The organism is Arthrobacter sp. NPDC056886 (genome assembly GCF_042788715.1).
Taxonomy (GTDB): Bacteria; Actinomycetota; Actinomycetes; order Actinomycetales; family Micrococcaceae; genus Arthrobacter.
Map to the genome: position 1 here is coordinate 224,154 of NZ_JBHUBT010000001.1, position 17,720 is coordinate 241,873.

Annotated in this window: 14 protein-coding genes and 1 tRNA gene; 7 read left to right on the plus strand and 8 right to left on the minus strand. The window is 65.7% G+C overall.

Features of this window, described 5'->3' with window-relative positions; genetic code table 11:
- The first annotated feature begins 27 nt into the window (after nt 1-27).
- Complete coding sequence (locus tag ACFRJ8_RS01085; protein WP_377984306.1) at nt 28-795, plus strand: class E sortase; 768 nt, start codon at nt 28-30, stop codon at nt 793-795.
- A 170-nt stretch (nt 796-965) separates the two neighbouring features.
- The gene (locus ACFRJ8_RS01090) at nt 966-1,607 is read left to right on the plus strand and encodes an anthranilate synthase component II (RefSeq protein WP_377984307.1); all 642 of its coding nucleotides are present in this window, start codon (nt 966-968) and stop codon (nt 1,605-1,607) included.
- A 10-nt stretch (nt 1,608-1,617) separates the two neighbouring features.
- Here the strand turns inward: ACFRJ8_RS01090 and pknB are convergent, their stop codons facing one another.
- From pknB to ACFRJ8_RS01125, 7 genes are read right to left on the minus strand one after another with little or no spacing between them, the layout of a single operon-like run.
- A complete protein-coding gene (gene pknB / locus ACFRJ8_RS01095; protein WP_377984308.1) occupies nt 1,618-3,594 on the minus strand; it encodes a Stk1 family PASTA domain-containing Ser/Thr kinase in 1,977 nt (658 codons plus the stop codon).
- A gap of 6 nt (nt 3,595-3,600) precedes the next feature.
- The gene (locus ACFRJ8_RS01100) at nt 3,601-5,439 is read right to left on the minus strand and encodes a protein kinase (RefSeq protein WP_377984309.1); all 1,839 of its coding nucleotides are present in this window, start codon (nt 5,437-5,439) and stop codon (nt 3,601-3,603) included.
- Nucleotides 5,436-6,893, minus strand: a complete 1,458-nt coding sequence (locus tag ACFRJ8_RS01105) for a peptidoglycan D,D-transpeptidase FtsI family protein (RefSeq protein ID WP_377984310.1) — start codon at nt 6,891-6,893, stop codon at nt 5,436-5,438. Before ACFRJ8_RS01105 ends, ACFRJ8_RS01100 begins: the two co-directional genes overlap by 4 nt.
- Complete coding sequence (locus tag ACFRJ8_RS01110) at nt 6,890-8,335, minus strand: FtsW/RodA/SpoVE family cell cycle protein (RefSeq protein ID WP_377984311.1); 1,446 nt, start codon at nt 8,333-8,335, stop codon at nt 6,890-6,892. Before ACFRJ8_RS01110 ends, ACFRJ8_RS01105 begins: the two co-directional genes overlap by 4 nt.
- The gene (locus ACFRJ8_RS01115; RefSeq protein ID WP_377984312.1) at nt 8,332-10,140 is read right to left on the minus strand and encodes a protein phosphatase 2C domain-containing protein; all 1,809 of its coding nucleotides are present in this window, start codon (nt 10,138-10,140) and stop codon (nt 8,332-8,334) included. Before ACFRJ8_RS01115 ends, ACFRJ8_RS01110 begins: the two co-directional genes overlap by 4 nt.
- A 2-nt stretch (nt 10,141-10,142) precedes the next feature.
- The gene (locus tag ACFRJ8_RS01120; protein WP_277524954.1) at nt 10,143-10,625 is read right to left on the minus strand and encodes an FHA domain-containing protein; all 483 of its coding nucleotides are present in this window, start codon (nt 10,623-10,625) and stop codon (nt 10,143-10,145) included.
- On the minus strand, nt 10,622-11,371 hold the full coding sequence (locus ACFRJ8_RS01125; protein WP_377984313.1) for an FhaA domain-containing protein: 750 nt from the start codon (nt 11,369-11,371) through the stop codon (nt 10,622-10,624). The genes ACFRJ8_RS01120 and ACFRJ8_RS01125 overlap by 4 nt, the downstream gene beginning before the upstream one ends.
- A 384-nt stretch (nt 11,372-11,755) precedes the next feature.
- Between ACFRJ8_RS01125 and ACFRJ8_RS01130 the strand changes: the two genes are divergently transcribed.
- Nucleotides 11,756-11,838, plus strand: a tRNA-Leu gene (locus ACFRJ8_RS01130).
- A gap of 207 nt (nt 11,839-12,045) precedes the next feature.
- Here the strand turns inward: ACFRJ8_RS01130 and ACFRJ8_RS01135 are convergent.
- Entirely contained in the window at nt 12,046-12,738 is a 693-nt protein-coding gene (locus tag ACFRJ8_RS01135; RefSeq protein ID WP_377984314.1) for a TetR/AcrR family transcriptional regulator, read from the minus strand.
- A gap of 179 nt (nt 12,739-12,917) precedes the next feature.
- Between ACFRJ8_RS01135 and ACFRJ8_RS01140 the strand changes: the two genes are divergently transcribed.
- From ACFRJ8_RS01140 to ACFRJ8_RS01155, 4 genes are all read left to right on the plus strand, one after another.
- Entirely contained in the window at nt 12,918-14,306 is a 1,389-nt protein-coding gene (locus ACFRJ8_RS01140) for a flavin monoamine oxidase family protein (RefSeq protein WP_377984315.1), read from the plus strand.
- Between the two features lie 76 nt (nt 14,307-14,382).
- Nucleotides 14,383-15,297 (plus strand): universal stress protein, encoded by a 915-nt coding sequence (locus tag ACFRJ8_RS01145; RefSeq protein WP_377984316.1) that lies wholly within the window; start codon nt 14,383-14,385, stop codon nt 15,295-15,297.
- A 14-nt stretch (nt 15,298-15,311) separates the two neighbouring features.
- Nucleotides 15,312-16,838 (plus strand): APC family permease, encoded by a 1,527-nt coding sequence (locus ACFRJ8_RS01150; RefSeq protein WP_377984675.1) that lies wholly within the window; start codon nt 15,312-15,314, stop codon nt 16,836-16,838.
- A gap of 117 nt (nt 16,839-16,955) precedes the next feature.
- Nucleotides 16,956-17,438 carry a pyridoxamine 5'-phosphate oxidase family protein gene (locus ACFRJ8_RS01155; RefSeq protein WP_377984317.1) on the plus strand — a complete coding sequence of 161 codons (483 nt, stop codon included), beginning with the start codon at nt 16,956-16,958 and terminating at the stop codon, nt 17,436-17,438.
- Nucleotides 17,439-17,720: the final 282 nt, after the last annotated feature.

Genomic DNA, 17,720 nt, shown 5'->3' on the forward strand with positions numbered 1-17,720 from the left:
CGTAATTGCCCAGGAGGAGAACCCGCAGTGCTGCAGTTTGCGCAGGGATCCGGCCCGACGGCCCGCAGCCGCGGTCCGCTCCTGCGCGGCATCCAGATCGCGGGCGAGCTGCTCATGAGCGCTGGCGTCATTCTCCTGCTCTTTGTGGCGTGGCAGTTGTGGTGGACGAATGTCGCCTCCGATGCCCGGCAGCGCGACGTCGTGAAGGACTTCGCCCGCGGGACGGCAGACGGCAGTGGCCCGGCTCCCGCTGCCCCCGAGCCTGCCGGTATGCCCAAGCCTGCCGTTGCCCCCGAACCGGCAGAGGGCGCGACAATCGGGATTCTGTATGTCCCCCGGTTCGGCGCCGGGTACACGCGTCCCATCGTTCAGGGCACCACGCCGAGGGTTTTGGACACTCTGGGCATCGGGCACTACCCGGGCACGGCAATGCCAGGGGCTGCGGGGAACTTCGCCGTGGCCGGCCACCGGCAGACCCACGGTGCAGTCCTCGACCATATCGACGCCTTGGTGCCCGGTGACCGGATCTATGTGCAGACGCGAGAGGGCTACTATGTCTACGTGTTCCGGAACAGCCAGACAGTCCTCCCCTCGCGGACCGATGTACTGTTGCCGGTGCCGACGCAGCCGGGCGCCGCACCGACGGAGAGCTATCTGACCATGACGAGCTGCAACCCGCGTTTCGGCTCCCAGGAACGCTTTGTGGCCTACGCCCTGCTGGAGCGGTGGCGACCTGTTTCCGCAGGCCCGCCTCCTGAAATTGCCCAGGCGGCCCGCGCGGCCAGGGAAGGCTGACGGATGTATGGCTGGCTTTTCCGCCACCTGCCTGGGCCGTTGTGGCTCAGGATTGCGACTGCGCTGGTGCTGGCGGCCAGTGCACTGGTATTGATGGTTCAGTTCCTTTTTCCCTGGCTGGCGCAATTTACCCAGTTAACAGATTCAACGATTGGTTCAGCAAAGCACCCATGAGTACAACCAAGATCCTGGTCGTAGACAACTACGACAGCTTTGTCTACACCCTGGTCGGCTATCTCCAGGAACTCGGTGCCGAGACCACCGTGGTCCGGAACGACGACGTCACGCTGGCCGAAGCGATCGAAATGACCGAGGCACGGGACGGTGTCCTCATCTCTCCCGGACCGGGGAACCCCGCCGGCGCCGGCGTCTGCGTTGAGCTGATCAAATGGTGCGGCAGCCATGACAAGCCCATGCTGGGCGTGTGCTTGGGCCACCAGGCGCTGGCAGAGGCCTACGGCGGAACGGTGACGCACGCGCCCGAACTGATGCACGGCAAGACCTCCCTCGTCGAACACCAAGGAACCAGCGTGTTTGCCGGGCTGCCCTCCCCGCTAACGGCCACCCGCTACCATTCGCTGGCCGCCGTCCGCGAGAGCATCCCAGAGGTCCTGGAGATCACCGCGGAAACGGGCACAGGCGTTGTGATGGGCCTGCAGCACCGCACGGCCCCGCTGTGCGGTGTCCAGTTCCACCCGGAATCAGTCCTGACCGAAGGCGGCTACCAAATGCTGGGCAACTGGCTTGAGTCGCTGGGCATGGCCGGCGCCGCTGAACGGGCAGCCGACCTGAGCCCGCTCATCAAGCACTGACCCGACCGACTTAGGGGAACAGTCCTTCCAGGACCGCGTCCTCCTTAGACGTGGTCTTGGAGGGCGTCGGCGTGGGCGTAGGCGCCGGCGAGGGGGGTGGCGCTGGTGCCTTCGCCACGGTCACGGTGATGGTCTTGCCCTGTTCCACGAGCGAATCCGCGGCATCCGCCTGACCTGTCACCTTTCCCGGGGCCACTTGGGAATTCTCCACCTCGGTGACATTGAGCTTCAGGCCCTGCGCCGTCAGTTTCGCCTCCGCCTCCGCCCGCGGGAGCCCGATCAGCTGCGGCACAGCCACCTTCCCGGTGGAGACGACGATTTCGACGGCGTCCGCGACGGCCACGATCTGGCCCGGGGCCGGGTTCGTGGTGATGACGATGCCGACCGGGACCGTGGGATTGTTGGACATCTTGGTGGTCAGGGAACCCGTCAGTCCCGTCTGGTGCAGGAGATCGCGGGCCGCCGCCTCCGTCCGGCCGGGCAGGTCCGTGGGGATGGTGATCGCGCTGGGGCCCTCGGAAATGTTGAGGATGATGTCCGAGTTGGCGTCCATGGAACTTCCCGATGCAGGCACGGTGCCAATGGCGGTGCCCTTGGGAATGCTCTCGTGCTGCAGCCGTTGGAGCTGCGGCTTGAAGCCGGCGTTGTACAGCCTTTGCAGGGCTTCTGACTCCGTTAGGGACGTCACCGTGGGAACCAGGACCTTGGTTGCCTGCGGCGGCGCCTGATTCATGATGTTGTAAAGCCACAGTCCGCCCCCGGCCAGCACCAGCAGCGTGAGGACCACCAGCGTCGCGATCCAGGTGCGGCGGCGCGACTTCTGGCGCGGAGAGTGCTCGCGTTCGACCGGCAGCGCCAAGGGCAGGTTGCCGGTGTCCGCCGTGCCATAGAGTTCGGTGCCTGCGGGCGGCAGCAACTGCTCGTCGTCGGGCGTTTCTTCGGCAGGCCGGAGCCGGCCGCCGGGGGAATCGTCGAGGAACTTGGCCCCGGTCAGCGAGAATGCTGCCGTGGGCGCCAAGGGGTCTTGCCGGGGAACAGCGTTAGTGGGGTCGGTGGGGGCCTCGCTGGCGGCCGGTGCTGTCACCGGAACGCCGCTGCGTGCGGCTCGCAGGGCGCGGCGGAAGGCGGCCGCGTCCTGGAATCGGTCCGCGCGGTTCTTTTGCAGGGCCTTCATCAACACGCTATCCAGCGCCGCGGAGACGTCGGGGTTGAGGCTGCTGGCGGGCTCGGGGATCTCCCGAACGTGCTGGTAGGCGACAGAGACGGGGCTGTCGCCGATGAACGGCGGCCGGCCGGCCAGCATCTCATAGAGAAGGCAACCTGCGGAGTAGAGATCGCTCCGGGCGTCGACGGTTTCGCCCCGGGCCTGTTCGGGGGAAAGGTACTGGGCAGTGCCTACGACGGCCTGCGTCTGCGTCATGGTGGCCGACGAATCCGCCATGGCGCGGGCGATCCCGAAGTCCATGACCTTCACGCTGTTCGAATCCGGGCAAAACATCACGTTGGCGGGCTTGATATCGCGGTGCACGATTCCGGCTTTGTGACTGTAGTCGAGCGCGGACAGCACGCCGAGCGTGAAGTCGATGGCCTGATCGATGGTGACATCCTTGGCCCGCACCATGTCGCGGATCGTCTTGCCGGAAACGAATTCCATCACGATGTAGGGCACCCGGACGCTGTCATTGTGGTCACCGGGGACCGCGTGGTCCCCGGTGTCGAAGACGGCCACAATCGAAGGGTGGTTGAGCGCCGCGACAGCCTGGGCCTCGCGCTTGAACCGTGCCTGGAACTGGGGATCCCGGGCCAGGTCGGGGCGGAGCAGCTTGACGGCCACAGTGCGTCCCAGCCGGGTATCGACGCCGCGGAACACATCTGCCATGCCGCCACGGCCGATCAGCTCACCCAGCTCATAGCGCCCGCTGAGGACGCGCTGCGTGTTCACCGGGCGTTCCTCCCTATGCGACGGAGTGCGGGGTGTGTTGCTCATGATTGATTAGGGTCCGGACTTGGTAGGTGAAGGTGTTGAGGCAGGGGCTTCGGCGAGGTGGTAGGTCACGACGCTTCCGGCGGTCACCTTGGACCCGGGAGGTGGCGACGAGCTCACGAAAGTGCCCGGATCTTCCTTCTTGTTCGTGGGACTGACGTCAGCTCCCTTGGCCCAGCGGAGCCCGGCGTCCTGGATGGCCTGCTGGACCTCAGCCTCGCTGGCGCCTGCCTTGAGGGACGGGACGGAAACCATTTCCGGTCCCTTGGAGTAGCTGACGGTGATGGTGTCCCCGGGCTGGACCGCACCGGAAGGATCAATGTTCGTGACCGTGCCCGGTGTCGCGTCGTTGACAACCTCGGCGCCGGTGACTTGCAGCCCCTTGCCAATCAGTTCGTTGCGGACGTCATTGTACGGCCGCCCCAGATAGGCATCCGGGATCAGGTTGATGGCTGCCGGAGTGGACTCCGTGGGCGTCGCTGAGCTGGGCGTGGGGGTGGGGGTCTCGGAGGGCGACGCGGACGACGCCGAGGGGGTGGCACTGCTCGGCTTAGCGATGCTGGACGTAGCACCGGTGGTGGCCGGCGCCTGCGAGGGGAAAAGATTTCCTGCCTGGCTGAGGACCACGCCGGCCAGCACGAACACCACCAGCAGGATCAGCGCAATGAGCGGCCAGGTCCACGGGCTGCGTCCGCGGCGTTTCGGCTCCTCCTCCGGTTCGTCGTAGTCTTCGTCCTCCTCTTCCTGCACCCAGCTCCGCTCCGCGGCCAGTGCATCGGCGCGGTTGAGCGCATTGCGGGCCCCGTAGCCGCTGGCGGCGGCAGCACCGGCGGCCAAGCCGGCCGCAGCACCGGCACCTGCTGCACCAACGACGGGCAGCGCGGAAGTTGCGGACGTCGATTTGTCCTCCGCGGCGCTGGCGCCAATGACGCTGGTGGCCGCCGTGGGGACGTCCACGGGGGCCGTGATGGGTCCGGTGGCTGCCTCGAAAAGCAGCATGCCCGGCACAGCCGCGTGTGCGGCGGCGATATCACCGTTGCGGATGGCCTCGGCTGCCTCGGACAGCTTGATGGCGTCGGCCGGGCGGTTCTTCGGATCCTTTGCCAGCATGGACATCAGCAGGGCCCGGACCGGCCGCGGCAGGGTGTCCGGCAGCGGCGGCGGCGCGTCGTTGACCTGGGCCAGCGCGATGGCGATCTGAGATTCCCCGGAGAACGGCCGGTGGCCCGTGAGGCACTCGTAGCCGATCACACCCAGGGAGTAGATGTCAGAGGCTCCGGTGGCTGTCTGGCCCGTGGCCTGCTCCGGTGCCAGGTACTGGGCGGTGCCCATCACCTGGCCCGTCTGGGTCAGCGGAACCTGGTCGGCCAGGCGCGCGATGCCGAAGTCGGTGACCTTGACGCGGCCGTCCGGGGTGATGAGCAGGTTCCCGGGCTTGATGTCACGGTGCACGAGGCCCTGCGCGTGGGCGACAGCCAGGGCACGCGCCGTCTGCGCCATCATCGAAAGGGTGCGGTCCGGGGAAAGCACCTGTTCGTGCTCGATGATGCTGCTCAGCGGCTGGCCAGGAACCAGTTCCATGACCAGGTAGGCCGAGCCCTCCTCCTCGCCGTAATCGAAGACGTTGGCGATGCCCACGTGGTTCAGGAGGGCGGTATGGCGTGCTTCGGCGCGGAAGCGCTGCAGAAATCCGGGATCACCCGTGTATTCCTCCTTGAGCACCTTGATGGCGACAATGCGGCCAAGGATCAGGTCTTTGGCTTTCCAGACTTCTCCCATGCCGCCAATCGCAATGCGCGTGGTCAGCTGGAATCTGCCGCCGAGGGTGATTCCCGAAGTAGGCCTCACTTATTCAACACCGCCTCAAAAATCTTCTTCGCGTTCGGACTGGTTAGGTTTGCGCCAGTGGTGATGTCTACGCCTTCCATGACAATGGTGACAGCCACTTGCGGGTCATTTGCCGGGGCAAACCCGGTAAACCATGAGTTGTTCAGGCCGTTGCCGAGTTCCGCGGTGCCGGTCTTGCCGGCCACCGGGACACCGGGCACGGCCGCCCTGCTGGCGATGCCGTCGTCGACGACGCTGACCATCCACTCGTTGATCTGCCGTGCGATCTCCGGAGTCGTGGCGGTGCGCAGAGCCTGGGGCTTCGGTTCGCTGATCGCCCGCAAGTCGGGCGCACGCACGGCCTTGATCAGGTTCGGCTGCATCTGCACTCCGTCGTTGGCGATTGCCGCCGTCATCGTGTTGATCTGGAGCGGAGTGGCCCGGACGTCGCGCTGGCCGATCGAGGACTGCGCCAGACCGGCGTCGTCCAGCGGTTCGCTCGGGAAGAAGCTCGGAGCGTGGTCCAGCTTCAGCTGATCGCCGAAGTCCTGTCCGAAGCCGAACTTCTCCGCTTGGTCCCCGATGGCCTTCTGGCCCAGGTCCGTGGCTATGCTGGCGAACGGCGTGTTGCAGGACTGCTGCAGGGCAAACGCGAACGACGCCGTGGTGCGGGTATAGCAGTTACCGCCCGCGTAGTTGGGGAGCTTGTAGTCGATGCCGGGGAATGACATCTCCGCCGGGTTGGGCAGGACGCTGTCCTTGTTGTACTTGCCCGAGTTCAGCGCCGCGGCCGTGTCAATGAGTTTGAAGACCGATCCAGGCGCCAGCAGGGCTCCGGTGGGGCCGCTGACGTTCTGGTTCAGGTTGATTCCGGGAACCTTGTTCAGTTCGGTGTAATTTGCCGCTTCGGCTGCCGGATCCTGGGTGGCAATCAGGTTGGGGTCATAGGACGGTTTGGAAACCATGGCCAGGATCGCGCCGGTCTTCGGGTTGGTGACCACGATCGAACCGCGCTGGCCGTCCGGAATGAGGTCGTAGGCCAGCTTCTGGATCTTGGGGTCCAGGGTCAGCTCAACGGACGCGCCCTTGGGCTGGTTGCCCAAGAACAATTGGCCCACCCGGTCCAGGAACTGCTGGTCCGAGCTGCCAGCCAACTCGTCGTTCATCGACTTCTCTAGCCCGGTGAGGCCGTAGTTCTTGGAGAAGTATCCGGTGATGCCTGCATAGAGCTCGGGCTGGGAGTAGGTCCGCTGGAATTTGCAGCTCTCCGTGGCAGGAACAGACTCCGCCACCGGGGTGCCTCCGACTATGATTGCGCCGCGGTCGTTGCAGTAATCCTGCAAGATGGCGCGCCTGTTCCAGGCATTGGCTTTGAGCTCGTCTGCGCCAACCACCTGCACGTAGCTGAGCGCACCGAAGACCAGCACGAACATCGCGATGGCGGCGATCCATGAATTGCGGATGGCCTGGTTCACAGCTGTTTCACCGCCTCGGTGGGTGCGTTTGGACTGGTTCGGGGATCCGGTGCCGGTTTGGAGGGCAGGGCGGGGAAGTTTTTGCGGAGGCCCGGTTCCTGGCCGGGCGGCAGCGGGGTGGTATCCACCGGACCGCGCGCGGTGTGAGAAATCATGAGCAGCAGGCCCACAATGATCCAGTTCGCCAGAAGTGAGGACCCGCCGGCGGCGAGGAACGGCGTGGTGAGTCCGGTCAGCGGGATGAGGCGCGTGACGCCGCCGATCACCACAAAGCACTGCAGCGCGATCGCGAAGGAGAGCCCGGTGGCGAGCAGCTTGCCGAACGCGTCGCGGGTGCCCAGTGCGGCGCGGAAGCCCCGCGTGAACAGCAGCAGGTACATCAGGACGATAGCGAAGACGCCGATCAGCCCGAGCTCCTCGCCGAATGAGGCGATGATCATGTCACTGTTGGCAAACGGGACGAGGTTGGGCCGGCCCTGGCCGAGGCCGGTTCCCACGAGGCCGCCGTTGGCCATGCCAAAGAGGCCTTCGACGATTTGGAGGCTCCCGCCGAACTGCCGGCCGTAGACCTCATCGGTGAAGGCGTTGAGCCAGCCGTCGATCCGCAGCGCGACGTGCGAGAAGACGCGGGCTGCCACGAAGCCGCCCACCACAATCAGGACCAGACCGATGATCACCCAGCTGATCCGGCTCGTGGCGACGTAGATCATCACCAGGAACAGGCCGAAGAACAGGATCGAGGAGCCGAGGTCGCGCTGGAAGACCAGCACGCCGATGCTCACGAGCCAGGCGGTGATCATGGGGCCCATGTCCTTGAACCGCGGGAACTGCACCGGGCCGATCTTCCGGCCCGCCAGCAGGATCAAGTCCCGGTTCGAGGACAGGTACCCGGCAAAGAAGATGGCCAGCGTGATCTTGGCGATTTCACCGGGCTGGAAGGTCATGGAACCGATCTTGATCCAGACGCTGGCACCGAGGACCTCCCCGGCCGAGATACCGGGAACCAGCGGCAGGATCAGGAGCACAGCGCTGATGGCCAGCGAAATGTAAGTGAAGCGTCGCAGGATCCGGTGGTCCTTGAGGAACCAGATGACCGCAATCGCGACCGCCATGGCAACCAGTGTCCAGCGCAGCTGGTTGTTGCCGGTATCCTCGCCCACCCTGTCCAGCCTGTGGATCATGGCCAGGCCCAGCCCGTTGAGGGCCACCACTAGCGGAAGTATTACCGGGTCGGCATATTTTGCGCGGATCCGCAGGACCACGTGGAATGCCAGGGCGGCTGCTGCCAGCAGGCTGGACTGGAACCAGAAATCGGTATCGAACGCTTTTTGCCGGTCTACGCCGACAAGGGCCTGGGCGCCAATTCCGACAGCGAGGGCAAGGACCAGGAGGACCAGCTCCACATTACGTCGTGGCCTGGGCACGGGGTCGATGGATGTCATTTGGCCCCCTCGCAATTCGTAGTCTGGGTGACGGAGGGTGAAGGTTTGGCCGTCCCTGCGGAGGCCGTGGCGTTAGGCGTCGCCGTAGCGCCTGGATTGGCCGCCCCTGGGGAGGCCGTGGCACTTGGCTTGGCCGTGCCTGCGGAGGTGGTGGCGCTGGGCTTGGACGTTGTGCCCGGGGTGGCGCCGGCTGCCGTCGCTGAGGGGGACGGGGTGAGGCATTCATCGGCCGGGGCCGTGGTGCCGGTGCGTTCCAGATTTTTGACGATCCGCTGCGCGTCGTAGAGATCGCGCGCGGGCACTGTCTGCCGCACCCGCTGCTGCGAAAATTCGGGAAGGTCAGACATCTTGATATCGGTCACCGCTTCGAGGGTGGAAAGCTGGATGGGCCCGAGGCGCTGGGAGACGCCGTTGAAGATGGCCACATGCTGATCGTGCTCGCCGATGTAGTAGCGCGTCTGCGTCCAGGCGTAGCCAAGCCATAGTCCGACGGCCAGCAGCGCGACGATCGCGGCGGCAATGGACACCGTGAGCCACCGGCGCGGCCGTCCGGCGGCCCTGAAGTCATCGGCGTCCTCCCGGTCCTGCTCCGACTTGTGCGTGAGGACGGTGGCCGCGCGCCGGGCCACGGTGCGTCCAGCGATAGACGGAATGGACCCCGACTCTGCTGCTGCGGCGGCGGCGCCGACGAGTTCGTGGGGGCGCATGGAGAGCTCTTCACGAAGGACTTCAGCCGAGAGGTGTTCGCCCAGATGGGGGTCAGTGGTGGATTCTGGTTCCTCGCTCGCGGCATCCTCCGGCGCGGCAGCGGCCGGTGTGCCGTCAGCCGAAGCCCCAGCGGGGGCAGGGTCGGTGGTCGGCCGGCCCGATCCACCCCCGGCATCGTCCTTTTTCCCGGACTCGCCGGCGGACTTCGCGGCACCAAACGTACTGCCGGTCAGCGCTCCGGCTGCCGCGGCTGGCGGCGAGGTACCGGCGGCCGGCGCGGGCACGACGTCGACGGCTGCGGTCCGGACGTCATCGCGAGTCGGCTCGGCGATGTCGAGCACCACCACCGTCACGTTGTCCGGGGCGCCCGCCTCCAGCGTCAGTTCAACCAGCAGATCGGCGCATTCGTCCAAATCCTTCGTCTCCCGGACCGTGCGCTCCACGACGTGGCCGGCCACGTAGTTCAAACCGTCCGAGCACAGCAGCCAGCGTTCCCCGGCCTGGACAGCCAAGGTATCGAGGTCCAGCTCCGGGCTGGCATCGACGTCCCCCAGCACACGCATCAGGACGTTTTTGTGCGGATGCGTCTCGGCCTCTTCCGGGCGGAGACGGCCCTCGTCGATGAGCCGCTGGACAAAGGTGTGGTCGATGCTGACCTGTTCGAACTCGCCGTCGCGCAGACGGTAGGCCCGGGAATCGCCAATGTGGGCGAAGTGAAGCTTGCCCTCCGCCAAGAGGAGGGCCGTGACCGTGGTGCCCATCCCGGCGAGCTTGGGATTGATGTGGACCAGCTCGGACAACAGCGAGTTGGCCGTCTGGATTTCGTCGGCGAGGACAGTGCCGGCGTCGCCGTCGTAGTCATCATGATCCAGATGGATCATGTCCAGGACGGTCGCGGCGGAGGCGACATCGCCGCCTGCATGGCCACCCATGCCGTCGGCAACGACGGCGAGGTGCCGGCCCACGTAAGCGGAGTCGTCATTCTTGGCGCGGATGCGGCCGACGTCTGAACGCGCGGCGTAGCGCATGATGAGCGGCCGCTTCAGGGGCGTTGTTTTGCCTTCGGCCCTGTCTGCGGGGCGATCCGGGGCAGCCATGGCTACGGCCTCAATTCAATGACCGTCTTGCCGATTCTCACGGGGACGCCCAGCTCCACCGGGAGGGCCCGGGTCAGCTGCTGGTCTGCCAGATACGTGCCATTGGTGGAGCCAAGGTCCTCGATGAACCAGCGGCTGCCTTGCGGGAACAGGCGGGCGTGGCGGCCCGAGGCGTAGTCGTCCTCCAGAACGAGGGTGGCCTCCTGCGCCCGGCCAAGGAGGATTGGGCTCGCCGCCAGGGGGATAGTGGTGCCCTTGAGCGGTCCCTCGGTCACCACCAGCTGGCGGGCCTGCTGTTTGACGGGGGCGGGGGCGGGCTCGGCGAGGGCCGGATTCTTGCGCACCTGGCGTGCCGTTGGGGCCCCGGCCGCCGCCTTGCGTCCGATCATCAGGTCGCGCCGCATGGCCGAGACAATGCTGAAGATCAGCACCCAGAGGAGGATAAGGAACCCGAAACGCAGGGCCGTGATGGTCAGTTCGCTCATGCGCGGCCGCCTGTGTTGGCGGGCAGAAGGCGGAAGATGATTTTGGTCCGTCCCATCATGATCGTGGCGCCGTCAGCAAGTTCGGAACCGCCCACAATCTTTTGGCCGTTGACGTAGCTGCCGTTCGTGGAGCCGAGATCGATCGCCTGGGCAATCCCATGCCCCGTCCGGATTTCCAGGTGGCGGCGCGAAACGCCGGTGTCGTCAATGAGGATGTCTGCTTCCGAGGACCGTCCGAGGACAATCGACGGCGCGTTCAGCGAGTAGCGCTGACCGTCAATGTCCAGTACGGGTTGCAATTGTGCCGGCTGGCGTGTCGGGGCCGCCGGTACGTTGCCGTGAGCTCCCGGCTGGGCAGGGGCGGAAGGAGCGGAGCTTTTCTCGGTGCGAGAGGTGATGTCGAAATCCCCGGGGCGGTGTTCTTCATCGCGGCGGAAACTGATCCGGACCGGTCCCTGGAGAGTGTAGCCCTGGCTGCGGACATGGTTGATGACGACGTCGCACAGTTCTTCCGCGAGTGGTGTGCCCCATTCCTGGGCGCGCTGGAAGTCGTCGCTACTAAGGAGCACGTCAAAAACGTTAGGGGCCAGGGTGCGTCCCGCGGCGATCGTGATGGCCTTATTGTCCACCTCGGTGCGGAGCCGGCTCGCGATCTCGACAGGCTCAACCTGGGCGCGAGAACCGGTGGAGAAGACTCCGCGGACGGCCTTTTCGATGCCGCGCTCGACTTTGTCCAGCAATCCCATGGTCCTTCTCCTTTCCTGTTGGCTGCAATGCAGCACTCGTTCCGGAACTCGGTTTCCAACTTTTGCGAGCCCGCGCTCAGCGGACACTCCTACATCAGATACTACTGGGCGTGTCTGGGAATGGCCTCAACGGACGCAGCCGGGCCGCCGCCGAAATCAGCGCCGGTTACGCTCTGACGTGCGCGAACATCCCCGCCTGGGCCACCCCGGGGGGACCCTGCGTGACGTTCGACTACAGGGCTTGCCTGGACGGGAATACACCGGGATGCGGGACTTGGCCGGCTCGATTGGTGTTTTCCCGCAGTTGTCCGTTATGCTTGATCTCGCTGCTTTTACGAGGTTGGCGGTCCGGGAAACCGGCCCTATCCGAGTGGAAGAAGTTGCGCGCGAGTGGCGGAACGGCAGACGCGCTGGCTTCAGGTGCCAGTGTCCGAAAGGGCGTGGGGGTTCAAATCCCCCCTCGCGCACGCAAATCGAAAGAACCCCGGTCTTCGGACCGGGGTTCTTTCGTTTAACCCACTGCTTTCACGGGGCTGGTCCTGCCCGGCGGACGCGGTCCGGAGGCACTTTGACACGGACACGCCGCGGGCACCGGACCCGGGGGCTGGAATCGCATCCAAAGGCGCCCCTGCCGGTCGACGGCGGCGATGCCCAGGGCCCCATCCTGGCGCCCGCTACGCCTCCCGCAGCGCCCCGAGCCCGGCGAGGAGCGCCTCGAGCCCCAGGCTGAAGGCGACGTCAGCCGGTTTTTCATGGCTGTCCGCGGCCAGGCGCTCGACGGCGGAGGTGAAATGCGGCGTCGAGGCGGCCATGGTCCCCGAATCGAAGATGTCCGCCGGTGCCGTGACGTCGTAGGCGGAGCCAAAGATGAACGACTCGAACGCCACGATTGCCGGGATGATGCGCTCCTGGGGAAAACCCGCGCGGCTGAAACCGGCGCTGACGGCCTCATACATGGCCAGCGTCTTGGGTGCGTCCGTCACAGGCAACACGGCGATCACGGGGATCAGCGGCGTGTGCTTGGAGAACACATCACGGTAGCTCCAGGCCCAGTCCCTCACGGCCTGCTCCCAGGGCCCGGTCTCGAAGGCGGCCACGTCCACGAACGACGTCAAGTGGTCCTGGACGAGGACCAGAACGTCCCGCTTGGAGGAGACGTGGTTGTACAGCGCCGAAGGAGCCACGTTGAGGGTCCTTGCTAGCGCAGCCATGGTGAAGCCGTCGTATCCGCTCTTGCCGATCAGCTGCAGGGCGGCCGCAGTGATGCCGTCCTGATCCAGAACGGCCGCGGCCGGCCGGCCCACGCGGCGGCGGGGCGAGGCGGCGGGGCTGTGTTGATCGGCGGGGACGCTGGTTGCTGCCGTCATTCCGGGCCTTTCTTCTGGCTCTTCTGTCGTTCCGGGATCTAGCCCATTCTGCCCCCAACTTTACGGGCGAAATTCACTTGGCAGGGGGTCTTCCCTGAAGCGCAGGGAAGGTCTATCATCTAAATGAACGGCATTCATTTAGTGGTCCGCATCACTCTAGCGGCCACAGGGAGGACATCATGCTGAATCTTGACCGCGACGTCGTTGTCGTAGGGGCCGGCCCTTCGGGACTTACTGCAGCCCGCGAACTGAAGAAGGCCGGGCTCAGTGTGGCGGTGCTCGAGGCGCGGGACCGCGTAGGCGGCCGGACCTGGACCGACACGATTGACGGGGCCATGCTGGAAATCGGCGGCCAGTGGGTCTCGCCGGACCAGACCGCACTCCTGGGGCTCCTGGAGGAGCTCGGCTTGCAGACCTATTCCCGCTACCGCGACGGCGAATCCGTCTACATTGGCGCAGACGGCAAGCGCACCCTGTATAGCGGAGACACCTTCCCGGTCGGTGAAACCACCGCCGCCGAAATGGACAAGCTCACGGCGCTGCTCGATTCGCTCGCTGCGGAGATCGGTGCCGAGGAGCCGTGGGCCCACCCCAAGGCCCGCGAGCTGGACACCATTTCCTTCCACCACTGGCTGCGGCAGAACTCAACGGATGAGGAGGCCTGCAACAACATCGGCCTGTTCATCGCCGGCGGCATGCTGACCAAGCCCGCCCATGCCTTCTCCGCCCTGCAGGCCGTCCTGATGGCCGCCTCCGCCGGGTCCTTCAGTAACCTCACCGACGAGGACTTCATCCTAGACAAGCGGGTTGTCGGCGGGATGCAGCAGGTATCCCTGCTCCAGGCCGCGGAACTGGGCGGGGACGTGGTCCTCGACAGCCCGGTCCGCACGATCAACTGGGCCGAGGACGCGAGCGGGGGATACCGCGTCACAGCAGTTTCCGAACGGGCGACCGTGAACGCCCGCTTCGTCATCATGGCCGTGCCGCCGAACCTTTACTCCCGGGTGTCCTTCAACCCTCCGCTGCCCCGCCGCCAGCACCAGATGCACCAGCACCAGTCCCTTGGCCTGGTCATCAAGGTTCACGCCGTCTACAGCTCGCCGTTCTGGCGCGAGGAGGGCCTGTCTGGGACTGCCTTCGGCGCCGGCGCGATTGTGCAGGAGGTTTACGACAACACAAACCACGAGGACCCCCGCGGCACGCTGGTGGGCTTCGTCTCGGACGAGAAGGCCGACGCGATGTTCGAGCTCAGTGCCGAGGAACGCCGCCGCGCCATCCTCGAATCGATTGCGTCCTTCCTCGGCGAAAAAGCCCTGGACCCCGAGGTCTACTACGAGTCTGACTGGGGCTCCGAGGAATGGACCCGCGGAGCCTACGCCGCCAGCTACGACCTCGGCGGCCTGCACCGGTACGGGAAGGACCAGCTGAAGCCGGTCGGCCCCATCTACTGGTCTTGCTCCGACCTCGCGGCCGAGGGCTACCAGCATGTCGACGGCGCCGTACGCATGGGGCAGATCACCGCCGCCCGGATCGTCGCAGCCGCGGACCGTGCCTCCGTCGCCCAGTAGACAAGTTGCCCGGTAGTTAAGTCACCCAGTAAATAACCCCAACAGTTCAATTCAGTTCAGCTAGGAGAGGGGCCAGATGCGTTACGTAGTGGGGTACTCAGCCAATGCCAGAGGCCACGATGCGGTCAATCTGGCCGTCTCCCTGGCGCTCGGGCGTGGAGCGAGCCTGGACCTTGTGCTGGTGGTGCCGGAAGTGCAGCAGTCAGGGCACGCCCTCGCACCCAAGGCTGGCTTCGAAAATCTGCTCAATGAGCAGGCCCAGGAATGGCTCGACCAGGCGCTGGCGCTGGTTCCATCCAGTGTCCCGGCGCAGGCCCACATCCGCAGCCACGACTCGGACGCGCACGCGCTGATCGAGGCGGCAGAGGAGCTGGGCGCGGACATGCTCATCATCGGCGCAACCAGCAGCGGGATCTTTAAACGGTTCACCATCGGGTCGGTGGCCAGCGCCCTGCTCCATGCCTCGACCGTTCCGGTGGCCCTGGCACCGCACGGCTACCACCGCCAAGAGGCCTTGACCCGGATCAGCTGCGGGCTCGGCACCCGGGCCGGCGCCGAGAAGCTGCTCGATTTTGCCCTCGGCATGGCTGTGAATCGGGAGGTTCCGCTGCGCGTCGTCTCGCTGCTGGCGCTCGACGGCGGCGATGCGGCCGACGCCGCGGAGGCGGCGCGGGAATATGCGGCCAAGCACTTGGCCGCCGCCCTGCCAGGCGGCGAGCAGGAGGTCCGGGAGGAGGCGAAGACCGAAGTCGTCGTTGCCCAGGGCCGCAGCATCGAGGAAGCGGTGGACCGCCTGGACTGGGAAGACGGCGAGGTCCTGCTGATCGGATCCAGCAGGCTGGCCACCAGTCGGTCCATCTTCCTCGGCAGCACGGCCAACCGCATTCTGCGCGCCCTACCGGTGCCGATGATCGTGGTCCCGAGTGACTATGAACTCAAGCACCCCAACCAGTCGGCATCCAATGACGTTCCCCGAGAGGCAGAAAAATGAGCACCGAACACGCGATGTCCCAGGCCTCGCAGCCCGGACAGCAGCCCGGCCAGCGCGACCAGCACGGGCTCAGTGAGAAGGGCCTGAAGGCAGGATCGGTGGGCCTGATTGGCGCCGTCGTCATCGGTATTTCCTGTATCGCCCCGGCCTATACCCTGACGGCGGCACTCGGCCCCACCGTGGCCGAAGTCGGCGTGCACCTGCCCGCGATCTTCCTGGTGGGCTTTATCCCCATGCTCCTGGTGGCGCTCGGCTACCGCGAGTTGAACAACGCCATGCCCGACGCCGGCACGTCCTTCACCTGGGCCTCGCGTGCATTTGGTCCATGGATTGGCTGGATGGGCGGGTGGGGGCTGATTGCTGCGACCATCATCGTGCTCTCGAACCTGGCCGCCGTCGCGGTGGACTTCTTCTACCTCATGCTGGCTCAGCTCACCGGGAACCCGGAACTCGCCGACCTCACCACGAATCTGCCGCTGAACATCGCCACCACCCTGGTGTTCATTGCCCTCGCCTGCTGGATCTCCTACCGCGGCATGGAAACTACCAAGACCGTCCAGTACGTTCTCGTGGGATTCCAGCTGCTGGTCCTTGGCTGGTTCTCCGTGGCTGCGTTCAGCCACGTCGCCAACGGGACGGCCTTTGACGCCACTGCCATTGCCCCGGACTGGTTCAATCCCTTCGCGGTGGGATCCTTCTCCGCTTTTGCCGCCGGCGTTTCGCTGTCCATCTTCATCTACTGGGGCTGGGACGTCACGCTGACCATGAATGAGGAGACCAAGAACCCGGAGAAGACGCCGGGCCGGGCGGCCACCCTCACCGTGATTGTCATCGTGATCATCTACATGACCGTTGCCCTGGCCACGTTGTCCTACGCAGGCGTCGGCGACACCGGCCTGGGTGCAGGAAACCCGGAGAACCAGGGCAGTATCTTCGCGGTCCTCGCCGGGCCGGTGATGGGTCCGTTCGCCATCCTGATGTCGCTGGCCATCCTGAGCAGCTCCGCCGCGTCGCTGCAGTCCACGTTCGTCTCGCCTGCCCGCACCCTGCTGTCCATGGGCCATTACAAGGCCCTGCCGCAAAAGTTCGGCAGCATCAGCCCCACGTACAAGTCGCCGAGCTATGCCACGATCGCCTCGGCTGTGGCTGCCGCGGCGTTCTATGTCATTACCCGCACCACGTCGGAGAATGCGCTGTGGGACACCATCACGGCTCTGGGCATGATGATCTGCTTCTACTACGGCATCACCGCGTTGGCCTGTGTCTGGTTCTTCCGTGCCGAGGCGTTCAGCGGGGCGAAGGCGTTCTTCTTCAAGTTCCTGGCCCCCCTCCTGGGCGGCGTCATCCTGTTGGTCATGTTCCTCAAGACGGCCTATGACTCCATGGATCCCGCGTACGGTTCAGGCTCCTCCGTCGGTGGCGTGGGCCTTGTCTTCATCCTGGGCATGGGCGTCATCCTGCTAGGCGTGGTGCTCATGCTGGTGATGGCCAAGCTCCGCCCCGAGTTCTTCAGGGGCAAGGTCCTATCCCGCGGGCACTGAAGCCGCGGCCGGTTTCAGGAGGGTCCCCGTCCGGCAGCCATTGGAAAGTAAGCACACTTACCAATAGGCTTTCCGGAGGGGGACCTTCCCCCGTTGGAACCAGAACGAGGTGAGAGCATGTCGGATGCCGAAAGCATCAGCAAAGTCACGGACATCATCAACGATTCGCACATCGGAATGTTCACCACCATCAACGAAGCCGGCGCGCTCGTCAGCCGGCCGCTGGCCGTCCAGGAGGTCCAGGACGACGGCGACATGTGGTTTTTCACCTCGGCGAACACCTCGCAGGTGGCCCACATCCACGCCAACCCGGCGGTGAACGTGTCCTTCGGCAAGCGCACCGAGTGGGTCTCGGTGGCCGGAACTGCCGAAGTGGTGACCGACCGGCAGCTGATCCACGACATGTGGAACCAGGTGGTAGAGGCCTGGTTCCCGGACGGACCGGACACCCCCGAGGTGGTCCTGCTGCACGTCGACTCGGACTCCGCCGAGTACTGGACCAGCCCGGGCGGCACGGCGGCCACAGTGCTGCAGTGGATCAAGTCCAAGGTCACCAACAGCCGGATGAGCGTCGGCGAAAGCGGAACGGTCGAACTCTAGGCCCGCGAAACCGGCCGGCCGCCGCTGGCGAGTATTCGCCCAGCACCACAATCAGCCACCGCCGTGCCCTGCCGGCTCCCGATAGGCCCTGATCACGGGGTCGGGCCCTGCCCCGAAAGCCCAGTGTTTCCAAAGGTCTCCCACGCATAGTAATGGCGTCAGCGGCGGAGGGCCTAGCGAAGCTGAGCCCACAGGGTAGGGAGTTTCCTCGTGATCACTCTTCAATATACGGATCGACGTGCAGGGGATGGCGGCCCCGGGCCGCAGGACGGCCTTTCGGCC

Coding starts and splice junctions, on each gene's coding strand:
- ACFRJ8_RS01115 (WP_377984312.1), bottom strand. CDS start 10,140: ATGGCTGCCCCGGATCGCCCCGCAGACAGGGCCGAAGGCAAAACAACG.
- ACFRJ8_RS01110 (WP_377984311.1), bottom strand. CDS start 8,335: ATGACATCCATCGACCCCGTGCCCAGGCCACGACGTAATGTGGAGCTG.
- ACFRJ8_RS01155 (WP_377984317.1), top strand. CDS start 16,956: ATGTCGGATGCCGAAAGCATCAGCAAAGTCACGGACATCATCAACGAT.
- ACFRJ8_RS01120 (WP_277524954.1), bottom strand. CDS start 10,625: ATGAGCGAACTGACCATCACGGCCCTGCGTTTCGGGTTCCTTATCCTC.
- ACFRJ8_RS01150 (WP_377984675.1), top strand. CDS start 15,312: ATGTCCCAGGCCTCGCAGCCCGGACAGCAGCCCGGCCAGCGCGACCAG.
- ACFRJ8_RS01140 (WP_377984315.1), top strand. CDS start 12,918: ATGCTGAATCTTGACCGCGACGTCGTTGTCGTAGGGGCCGGCCCTTCG.
- pknB (WP_377984308.1), bottom strand. CDS start 3,594: ATGAGCAACACACCCCGCACTCCGTCGCATAGGGAGGAACGCCCGGTG.
- ACFRJ8_RS01145 (WP_377984316.1), top strand. CDS start 14,383: ATGCGTTACGTAGTGGGGTACTCAGCCAATGCCAGAGGCCACGATGCG.
- ACFRJ8_RS01090 (WP_377984307.1), top strand. CDS start 966: ATGAGTACAACCAAGATCCTGGTCGTAGACAACTACGACAGCTTTGTC.
- ACFRJ8_RS01135 (WP_377984314.1), bottom strand. CDS start 12,738: ATGACGGCAGCAACCAGCGTCCCCGCCGATCAACACAGCCCCGCCGCC.
- ACFRJ8_RS01125 (WP_377984313.1), bottom strand. CDS start 11,371: ATGGGATTGCTGGACAAAGTCGAGCGCGGCATCGAAAAGGCCGTCCGC.